5 protein-coding genes are annotated in these 11337 nt (G+C 47.1%); all 5 read left to right on the forward strand.

The features are described 5' to 3' along the window. Positions 1 to 18: 18 nt before the first annotated feature. The 5 genes from DWV53_RS04130 to DWV53_RS04150 all read left to right on the forward strand — a co-directional run bounded on the left by DWV53_RS04130 (position 19) and on the right by DWV53_RS04150 (position 10795). Positions 19 to 1815: a RagB/SusD family nutrient uptake outer membrane protein gene (locus DWV53_RS04130; RefSeq protein WP_117695559.1), complete on the forward strand. Its 1797-nt coding sequence runs from the start codon at positions 19 to 21 to the stop codon at positions 1813 to 1815. Positions 1816 to 1836: 21 nt separating this feature from the next. Then, on the forward strand, positions 1837 to 5088 hold the full coding sequence (locus tag DWV53_RS04135; protein WP_181992403.1) for a SusC/RagA family TonB-linked outer membrane protein: 3252 nt from the start codon (positions 1837 to 1839) through the stop codon (positions 5086 to 5088). A gap of 21 nt (positions 5089 to 5109) precedes the next feature. Continuing rightward, a complete protein-coding gene (locus DWV53_RS04140) occupies positions 5110 to 6936 on the forward strand; it encodes a RagB/SusD family nutrient uptake outer membrane protein (protein WP_117695560.1) in 1827 nt (608 codons plus the stop codon). Positions 6937 to 7037: 101 nt separating this feature from the next. Beyond that, the gene (locus tag DWV53_RS04145) at positions 7038 to 9722 is read left to right on the forward strand and encodes a glycoside hydrolase family 43 protein (protein ID WP_118151822.1); all 2685 of its coding nucleotides are present in this window, start codon (positions 7038 to 7040) and stop codon (positions 9720 to 9722) included. 29 nt (positions 9723 to 9751) lie between these two features. After that, the gene (locus DWV53_RS04150; RefSeq protein ID WP_437181744.1) at positions 9752 to 10795 is read left to right on the forward strand and encodes a family 43 glycosylhydrolase; all 1044 of its coding nucleotides are present in this window, start codon (positions 9752 to 9754) and stop codon (positions 10793 to 10795) included. Positions 10796 to 11337 lie beyond the last annotated feature (542 nt).

The following is an 11337-nucleotide window of genomic DNA, read 5'->3' on the forward strand; positions in this document are numbered from 1 at the left end:
ATTCAAAAAGAATCGAAAATGAAGAAATATAGTATATTTGCTTTGGCGCTCGTTATGGGAGCAATGACGCTCACCTCTTGCGAAGACGCCTTTGGCAATTTCCTCGACAAGCAGCCAAGCAATGAGTTGACAAAAGCTGAGGTGTTGGGTAACTTCACTCTGTTGGAAGAGAACCACAATGATACTTACAACTTCCTGCTTCACGGTGCCAACCGCGTGAACAACTCATGGATGGATGCTGCTACCGATCTGGCTGAGTCAAGTATTGGTACATCAGGTACACGTACCACATTCAACATCGGTAACTATTATGGTGGTGGCGGTGCAGCAGAGCTGACTTCTCCTTGGGAGAGCCGCTATCGTGGTATCCGCAAGTGCAATATCACCATCAACACATTGGAGCAGGACACTGAGAACAAGCTTCGCCCTGCAGATGTTGACGTAGAACTTTACAATTCACGTAAGGCAAACTATATTGCAGAGGCCCGTTTCCTCCGTGCCTATTTCTACTGGGAACTGTTCCTCCGCTATGGTCCGGTGCCATTGGTTACAACCGAGCTCGACCCTAACGGTGACCTGATGACAGGTTATACAGAGCGCCCTGACCTCAAGACCTTCATGGATTATCTCTTCAAGGAGGTGAAGGAATGCGAGAGCAGTTTGAAGACTTACGCAGAGACCAGCGATGCTACCTATGCAGGTGAGGTAAACCAGCCTACAGCACGTGCCCTCTATGTTCGCATGATGCTCTACATGGCAAGTCCACGCTACTCAGCACAGAGCGGTGTTACCTGGCAGCAGGCTGCAGACGCAGCTGCGGGCTTCATCGCTGACTATGGTGAGAACTATAAGTTGGAAGATCGTACCAATGGTGGTGTAGCAGCCTACAACAATGCCTGGTTGCTCAACACTTATACCGACAAGAACCCTGAGGTTATCTTCTTCCGCAACGATGTAGCTATCGGTTGGAGCGGTATTTCTACCGATACTCCTGTAGGTGAAGGTGGACAGGGTGGTCTTTGCCCAAGCCAGAACCTCGTAGATATGTATGATATGGAAGATGGTTCAGCTCCTTTCAAGCAGTATGATGCAACAGGTGCTCCGGTTTATGTAAACGGCAAGCCTGTCATCAACGAAGAGAGCGGTTATACAGAGCAGAAGATGTGGAAGAACCGTGATCCACGCCTCGCAGCTACCATTCTTTACAATGGTTGTGAGTGGGGTCAGGCTACCAGCACCAAGACCAATGTCATTGATGTGGTTTATGGTCATCGCGATAATCCTATCGGTAACCAGAATGCTACTCCAACAGGTTACTATGTACGCAAGTATATTCCTGAGACCATCCTGAGCAGTAACCACAGCGGTACAGCCAAGCGCCTCTGGAAGATCTTTACCTATAGCGAACTGCTTCTGAACTATGCTGAGGCATTGAACGAGGCTGACTATGCAGGCAACAAGACACAGGTTTGCAACCTGCTCGACCAGATTCGTCATCGTGGCGGTATCATCGGTAATGTAGCCGATCGTGCAGACTTGAATTCCCAGACAGCTATGCGCAATTTCATCCACAAGGAGCGTACCATCGAACTTGCTTTCGAGGAGCACCGCTGGTGGGATGTACGTCGCTGGAACGTAGCAGGCGATGCGCTCGGCCGTGATATCTACGGTGTAAACGTGGCAGCAGATGGCACCATTACCCGTAAGGTAGCCCAGAAGCGCAAGTGGCAAGACAAGTTCTACCTCTATCCAATCCCAGAGGCTGAGGTTTGGAAGATTGGTCAGGACTTCCAGAACGATGGTTGGAAAGAATAACTCTTTTAATGATAGAATCGTATGAATAATATTCAGAATATATATAATAAGGTATCTTCATCAAGCAAAGTCTTGATGCTGAGTGCACTTCTCTGTGCTTCAAGCTCAGTCTTGGCACAGGAGCAGGTGCTCAAAGGCCGAATCGTCAACAGCCAGGGTGAACCAATCCCTGGAGCTGTTGTCAACGTGGCAGAGGAAAGCCGCATTGCCCTGACCGACAAGGATGGTTACTTTACATTGAAGAAGGTAACTCCTAGCGATGAAATCTGCGTTAGTAGCGTAGGTTACAAGAATGCTCAGGAGAAGGTGACCACTTTTGACGGCACATACGTCATCAAGATGGAAGATGATGCTGACGAGTATGAGCATCTCGCTCCTGTTCCTTTCGGCGAGCAGAAAAAGAAAATCTTGACAGATTCCCGTTCGGTTGTTTCAGGCGAGGAATTGCAGAAGCATCCTGTTACTATTCTTCAGAATGCCTTCACCTCAACACTGAATGGTGTGCAGACCTACGAGTGGTCTTCTGAGCCAGGATGGTCGGAGAGTTTCCTCTTTATCCGTGGTATCCGTACCACCAACCAGAGTGCCCGTTCTCCACTGATCATCGTGGATAACGTAGAGCGTGACCTCTCCTTCCTCGATGCTTATCCTATCGAGAGCATCACCGTATTGAAGGATGCTGCCGCTTCTTCTATCTATGGTATGCGTGGTGCCAATGGTGTGATTATGGTTACTACCAAGCGCGGTAATGCCGGTAAGACTAAGATTGATTTCACTCAGGAAGTCGGTTTCCAGACCCTCGCCAACAAGATGGAGGTTCAGAACTCTTACAACATGGCGATGACCCGTAACCAGGTACGCTATCTGAGCGGTATGGATCCGATGTACACCCAGGAGCAGCTCGACAACTACAAGTATGTATGCAATGGTGGAAAGTTTGCTGACGATGATATCCGCAAGTATCAGTACTTCAATACATCTTGGGCAGACCAGTTGTATCGTGAAGCTGCACCGCAGTATCGCACCAACCTGCAGATTAGTGGCGGTAACCAGCGTGCCCGCTACTATGTAAGCTTCTCTTACCTGCGCCAGGAGGGTATGTGGAATACCGAGGGTACTGAAATGAATGATGGTTACAGCACTCAGCACGTACTGAACCGCTGGAATCTCCGTTCTAACATCGATATCGATGTATCCAAGTATCTGAATGTATCTCTCGACTTGGGTGGACGTATTGATAACATCTCTCAGCCTACTGAGGGCGTGTTCAACCTCGTTACCTTCGGTGTAATCGAGGCAAACCCTATGGCTCCTACCCATAACCCTGACGGAAGTATCTATTCTTCATCTACAGCCAACAACCCAGTACGTTACCTGGGTGGTTCCGGTTTGGAGAAGAACCGTCGCCGTAACTTGTATTCTACCTTGAATGCCAAGTACGATTTGAGTCCTGTATTGAAGGGCTTAGGCTTGTTCGGTACAGTCAGCTTCGATGCATACGAGACTTTCGAGTCAACACAGACTGCTCAGATGGATTCATGGAACTACGACTACGATAACCTGGCGGTTACCGATGTCAGCCAGTTCAAGTATACCAAATATACAACCAAGGCAGCTTTGAGCAACCCATCAGCTAATCAGCGTGGTTACTACTACAACCTGAATCTGTTTGGTGGTGTAAGTTATAAGAACAGTTTCGGTAAGCACAATGTAGATGCCCGTGCCTTTGCCCGTTACTACCGTAATGAGGAAGCAGGTTCAGATTACTCTACCCAGCAGAGTGCATCTTCAAACCGTTATCTGGCATACAACTTCCAGGGAACATACGACTATGCCAACAAGTATATTGCCTCAGTCAACCTCTCTCGTATGGGATGTGATAACTTCTCACCAGACGACCGTTGGGGAACCTTCTGGGGGGCATCAGCAGGATGGGTACTCTCTGAGGAATCCTGGATGAAGAAACTTGGCTTTGTCAATCTTCTCAAGCTCCGTGCTTCTTATGGTGAAGCTGGTCAGTCTTCTACTGGTGCAGGCCGTTACCCATATCAGAGTATCTATGGTTCAGCTACCGGTTACGGTTTCGGTTATAACGGAACTTTTGTGAATGGCTATGCTGAGAGCAAGACCGGTAATGCCAACAGTAAGTGGGAAATCTCCAAGATGGTAAACCTCGGTGTTGACTGGAACCTCTGGAACAGCAAACTCTATGGTAGCTTCGATGTCTTCAAGGAGTGGCGTTCTAACATCCTGGTATCCCGTTCAACCGTGCCAGAAACCATACTTGGTGTGCCTGTAGCACAGGATTCATATGGTAAGGTTGAAAGCCGCGGTTACGAACTCGTTCTCGGACATCGTGGCAATATCGGCAAGGACTTCAAGTACTTCATCGAGGGGCAGCTTACCTTCAATACCAACAAGATTACCGATATCGATGAAACTGCACCAGATGTAGAATGGCAGCGCAAGGCAGGTCATAGAATCTATGACAACACTTCGGTAGCCGAACTCTATGAGCAGGCTCAGACAGGTACCAACCGTGTGGGTGGATGGAACATCTATAAGTTCGACCAGTGGGCTTCAGATCCTAACCTGATTGCAACCTCTCAGCAGGATGCCATCGACCATCCGGAAAAGTATCCATACAACAGCTTCTCTAATGGAGCACAGCAGTTGGGTACAGCAGTCTTCAAGGATATCAATGGTGACCGCGTGATCGACTCAAAGGATATGGTGCCAGATTCATACACCATCATTCCTGAGATGATTCCAACCTTCAACTTCGGTTTCGAGTATAAGGGCTTCGATGCCCGCATGATTGTGAATGCTTATCTCCGTCGCTCTGTATTCCTTTCACCGGCTATCAGCTACAGTGGTTGGAGTAACATGGGTACCCATGAGGTAACAAAGGCTTGGGGTTACTATACTGATGACCCTTCTGATCCTCGCAACGTGAATGCTACTTATCCACGTCCTGTTTATAATGGATTCGATGCAGTTGATTCAGACCGTGCTACAGGTTCTTACCAGAACAACATTTGGGTACGCAATGGTAACTTCTGGTCTATCCGTAATATTGAGGTAGGATACTCTTTGCCTGCTAAGTTGATTTCTAAGTTGTGGATGACTAAGTGCCGCGTTTACTTCAGCGCTTACAATATTGCTACCTTCAGCAGTCTGCCAGATGATGTAGACCCAGAGAAGCCATTGAGCTACTGCTGGTGGTATCCAAAGACAAAGTCATTTACATTTGGTATTAACATTGGTTTCTAATCAATTTTATCAAAAACGAATATGAAAAAGATATTAGTTAATATATCATTGGCGATGCTGGCTGTAGGAGGTATGACCTCCTGCAGCGACATCCTCGATAAGGAAGTCGACTTGACTTATACCGACGAGAACATCTACAGCAACTACGACCGTACCCGTGGTGTCTTGGCAAATGCCTATACCTATTTGCCTGATGCCTTTGCGGGATATACTGATGGTCAGTTCCGTGCAGCTTCTCGTGACTGTATGACCGATAATGCCCTTTCTTACTGGAATGTGCATTACTATCACAGTGTATTGAACGATTCATACGATGCCAAGAACCACTGGTTTGCCAATAGTTATTGGAGCAACGATCTGAAGGGCATCCGTGTCTGCAACGACTTCATTTCAAAGGCACGTGAGAGCGTAATCGGAAATGCAGAGAAGAGCGGTGACGACAACAAACTCTGCGACCGTTACAAGGCAGAGGCGCGTTTCATCCGTGCCATCCTTCATTTCGATATGATTGGCTATTTCGGTGCAGTGCCTATCGAGGATCATGTGTTGGATAATGCAGAGGCTGCTTCTATTGCCCGTACTCCAGCTCCTGAAGCATTGAAATGGGTAGCTGATGAATGCGATGCCATCATCCAGAGCGGTGCGCTCCCATTCCGTTACAGCAATGAAAATGAGAACTGGGGACGTATCAATGGTGCTGCTGTCTATGCATTGAAGTCAAGAGCATTGCTCTATCGTGCTTCTGCACTGAACAATCCTACAAATGATGTTACCTGGTGGCAGGAAGCTGCTGATGCAGCCCTCGCTTTCATCAATGCCAACAAGAGTTCTGCCAACCCTTATCGTCTGTACACTACAAGCGATAACAACCCTAACAAGAACTATTATGAGTGCTTCACCAGTACCCCTCACCTGAACCCTGAGTATATCCTCAGCCGCAGTGAGTGGAATACACGAGAAATTGAGATGTTCAACACTCCTTGTGGTTTCTCCGGTAATGTGAACTCTACCGGTCGCGTAAACCCTACACAGAATCTGGTTGATTCTTACGAGACCATCAATGGTCTTCCTATCGATCAGGATCCTTCTTACAACGACCAGGATCCATACAAGAACCGTGACCCACGTCTGGAGCAGACCATCTTCCACCAGGGAAGTATCTGGGGAGACAAGAGCCAGGACGAGGAGCGTGCAGTGGATGTATCTGTAGGTGGCAAAGACTATCAGGATCTTCATGGTGGTACCACTACCGGCTACTACTCTAAGAAGTTCGTTCACAATATGAGCTTCAAGAACCCTACCACATACGTTACCGCTTGCCCTATCTTCCGCTATGCGGAGATTCTGCTCAATGCTGCTGAGGCTTTGAACGAGGCAAAGGGTCCTGAGGCTGCCTACGACTATGTAAACCAGGTTCGTGCCCGTGTGGGTATGCCTGCTTACAAGGGTATGACCAAGGAACAGCTTCGTGAGCGTATCCGCAACGAGCGCCGCATCGAGTTGGCTTTCGAGGATCACCGTTTCTTCGATGAGCGCCGCTGGAAATTGTTTGATGGCAAGAGTGCTGCTACAGAGAAGAGTGAGCCACGCTACAAGCAGGTTTACAACATCTATAGCGTTGTTGTAACTCCTAATGAGAGCCAGGTATATACTTATCGCAACGATAATACCCATCCTACTCGTGCGTTCTCTATTCCTAAGAATTATTACTTCCCAGTGCCTGATGACACTTACAAGAAGAATCCTAACTTAGGACAGAATGCAGGTTGGGAACTCTCTGATGCTCCTAAGAAGGACGACACCACTGAAGGTGGCGAGACTACTGAGGGTGAAACAACCGGTAAGTAATCTTTGTCAATATACATTATATATTTTAGGTGAGGTCTATGGCGAAAACACCATAGACCTTCCTTGGTTTAAAAAAAATCATATCTTAAACTTGAAATCGTATGAAGAAGTTATTACTTTCTATCATGAGTCTGATGGCGATGAACGGAGCTATGGCTCAGACGGCTGTCGGCGATAATGATCTGGCTAATGCATACGCTACCCAAACGATAACAGGGCGCATCGCGGTGCATGACCCTTCTATCGTGATGGATGTTACGGGCTCTACCACCAAACCTAAATATTATATCTACGGTTCACATCTGGGCAGAGCCAAGACTTATGCTTCGGGCAACTATCAGATATGGAACACCTTTAAGACGGGTGAGGAAAATGCCGGAACCAGTAACAGTCTTTTTGCTGACGTGAATGGCAAACTGATTAATTTTAAAGATGCTTACACCACTCACGTCATCAAAAAGGTGAAGAACTATAAGGGCGAGGAAGTGACTTTCGATAACTTCGATGTCCATGGCTGGCAGTTTAAGGGCAATACCGTGAAGGGTATGCAGTGGGCTCCTGATGTCATCTACAACAAGACCATGAAGAAGTGGTGTATGTATATGAGTCTGAATGGTGACCACTGGTGCTCTTCCATTGTCTGCTTCACATCCGATGACCTGGAAGGACCTTGGGTCTATCAGGGACCTGTGGTATTCTCGGGCTTTCAGGGCACATTCGCTCATAATGCCTATGCTGCAGCTGATGACTGGAAGCATACCGACCTGGCTGTAGCTACAGGCGAAACTTCTCTGCCTGCCCGCTATCAGACGGGTGACAGCTGGGGCTCTTTCTGGCCTAACTGTATCGATCCATGCGTATTCTATGATGATGATGATAATCTCTGGATGAGTTATGGTTCATGGTCGGGTGGTATCTTTATGATTATGTTGGATAAGACCAATGGTCTCCGCGACTATACCTATACCTTCCCTTATGAGGTGAATGGCAAGACCACCACTCCGAGTGCAGCCAGTGCCAACTGTACCAGCGACCCTTACTTCGGCAAGAAGATTGCCGGCGGATATTATGTTTCAGGCGAGGCAAGCTATATTCAGAAGGTGGGCAAGTACTACTATCTCTTCATGAGCTATGGCGGCTTGACGGCTGCCGGTGGATATCAGATTCGTGTTTTCCGTTCGGAGAAACCAGACGGACCTTATAAGGACTGTCTTACTTCAACGGGTATTGATGCCATGTATGGCAAGTATATCCTTAACTTCGGTGGCGATGCCAAGCGCGACGAGGGTGTGAAACTCTTCGGCAACTACCAGTGGGAAACCATGCCTACTGCCGAACTGGCTCAGGGACATAACTCTGCCATCGTAGACCATAAGGGACGAGCACTCATCGTTTACCATACCCGCTTCATGAACAGAGATGAGGAGCATGAGGTTCGTGTACATCAGCTCTTCGTTAACCAGGACGGTTGGCTGGTTGCTGCTCCTTACGAGTTTAGCGGCGAGACTTATACTGATAATGATATTGCTACCCAGCAGCTCTATGATGCAACAGAGGTAGAGGGAGATTATCAGATCATAGCTCATCCTTACCGTCAGAATACAGCGGCAATGGCTTATGAGAAGCCTGTTACCATCCATCTCAATGCAGATGGTTCTATCTCGGGTGAGTATACCGGAAAATGGGAACTGGTGAGCGGTACAAGCTACATCAATCTTACCTTGAAGGGTGTTGCAACAGCCAATGCAGAGGTGAAGTTCAAGGGTGTGCTTACCGAGCAGACTATCGATTATACCAATATCAAGGCGCTCTGCTTTACAGCCCTCAGTTCTTCTGATGGTTTGGCTACATCAGGTGGTGCCAGCTTGCAGACTCGCGGTTTGAGTATCTGGGGAAGCAAGGCTGATGCCAAAGCGGCTATTAAATATACATTGGATAAGATCAGCGTTCCTTTCGCAGATGGTGCAACTTTGAATTCAAAGCCAATTCTCCCTACAGAGGGCCATCTTGGTGCTACTGTTTCATGGAAGTCAAGCAATCCTTCTATCCTGACCGATGACGGCGTAGTAAAAGGCAAGGGTAAGGTCACCATGACCATGACTATCAGCAAGGACGGTTATGAATATACTAAGGATTATACCTTGAACATCGATGCAGAGGCTGAGGAAACGACTCCGGTTTACTATCCTGTTTCTGCACAGAAGAATACAACGAATGCCTATGCTACCAACTTGAGCAAGGATTACACCGTGAAGGCTGGCAATAAGGCACAGTTTAAGTTCTATAACTATACTGTGGGTGCAGAGTTTTACAAGAGTTGGGTATTGGGTGTTTCTAACGTAGCTCATGGCGCTGTTGGCTATAAGGAGTATGTTATGTTACGCAATGACAACTTTGAAAATATTGCCTGGAGCAACACAGGATGTGTCAGCGATTACAACTGGGATACATTTGCGAAGGATATGAATGGTTCTTTGGTAGATATGACCGTGGAATATGCAGCTACAGGCGCATTCAAGATGACTGCTGTGATTACCACAACGGATAATAAGGTGTATCATTATTCATATACACAGACCATTGCAGACAAGCCATCTAAGATTAACGTATTCTTTACTGGTGAGAACTCTTACATCGACGGCTCAAGCCTTTCTACAGGCATCTCGAACCCTATCATCATTCAGAAGAAGAATGATGGCAAGTGGTTCAACCTCTCCGGTCAGCAGGTAGACAAAAGCTACAAGGGTGTAGTGATTGTGAACGGAAAGAAATTTGTGAACAAGTAATTCTCTTATATATAATAAGGTGTAATTATATGAAGATTTCTAAAATACTTTTGGGAGCAGCAATGATCATTGCTGCTCCTGTTGTAAAAGGTGGTTGCCAGATGATGGCACAGAATGCTCCGCAGGAACCGATTGTGGTAGATACTCCTTTTGTCCACGACCCCGTAATGGCGTATGAGAATGGCAAGTACTATCTCTACTGCACAGGTCATGGCATCACGCAGATGACTTCAACCGACCGCAAGCATTGGACTATCGTTCCTCAGGGCGTGCTCAAGAACAGAGAGATTCCGGCATGGACGCATGATAGTGTGCCTGGTTTTACCACGCATATCTGGGCTCCGGATGTTATCCGATTCAAGAACAAGTGGTATCTGGCTTATTCCTGTTCCACCTTTGGCAAGAATACTTCTGCCATTGGCTTGCTGAGCAATACTTCCTTATCTGATAAGGATGGATGGAAGGATGAGGGCTGCCTCGTCGCCTCTAAGGGTGATAGAGACAACTGGAATGCCATCGATCCGAATTTCATTGTTGATGAGAAGGGGAACCCTTGGCTTACCTGGGGCTCTTTCTGGGATGGCATCCAGATGATTAAGTTGGATAAGAAGACGATGCATGTCAAGAAGGGCGCCAAGCCTCAGACCATCGCCCGTCGTCATGCCGAGGACGATACTTCTGCAGAGCCGAATCCTACCTCCAAGTTTGCCGGCACCAATGCCATCGAGGCTCCTTTCATCATGAAGCATGGTGATTATTACTATCTCTTCGTGAGCTGGGATTACTGCTGCCGTGGCATCAAGAGCAACTATCGTGTTGCCGTGGGCAGAAGCAAGAAGGTTGCCGGTCCTTATTTGGATAAGGCAGGCAGAGACATGCGCAATGGCGGAGGTACGCTGATTCTGGAAGGCGATAAGAAAGAATATGAGGCGATGGGCCATTGTTCTGCCTATTCCTTCCCCGATGGCGATTTCTTCTTCAGTCATGGTTACAGTGTGCCAAAGAATGGCGCCAGCATCCTGGTTCAGAAGAAAATCAACTGGACGGAAGATGGATGGCTGACGCTGGAATAGCCTCGATTTTTAAAACACGGACAAATTGAATTTGTCCGGTTCTTTTGTCCGGTAGCTTGTAAGTTGTTAAAAATGAGTGATTTATATAGCTGCGGGCAATTTGTCCGGACAAATTCAATTTGTCCGTTTGTTTTTTTTTAGCCCTTTTTGGCTTGAAAACCTTGGGATATGATGCCGAAACCTATGAGATGCTGGGAAGAAACCTATGAGTTATGATGAAAGAAACTATGAGTTGTGGGGGAGAAAACTATGACTTATTTTTTTTAACATAAAGCTCTAAAGCAGCCAAAGGAGAATAAGAGAGGTTGGAACGTAAACAGTTGGGAATGAGTAGATTTGCACAAAGTTGCCAAATCGGCATAAAGCAAGCGAGTGAGGAATATTGAAGTAGTTCAGTTACTAAATCGTGAGCCACAGTTACCTATGCAAAGCAGGTAACAATGCGGAAAGGCAACTTTGTGCATCAACGGATTTTATTGCGCTGATTCTCAATGTTTTGCGTATCACGGAACGCTTACAAAATGATTATATTTGCACACTCA

The organism is Segatella copri (genome assembly GCF_003465495.1).
Taxonomy (GTDB): domain Bacteria; phylum Bacteroidota; class Bacteroidia; order Bacteroidales; family Bacteroidaceae; genus Prevotella; species Prevotella copri_G.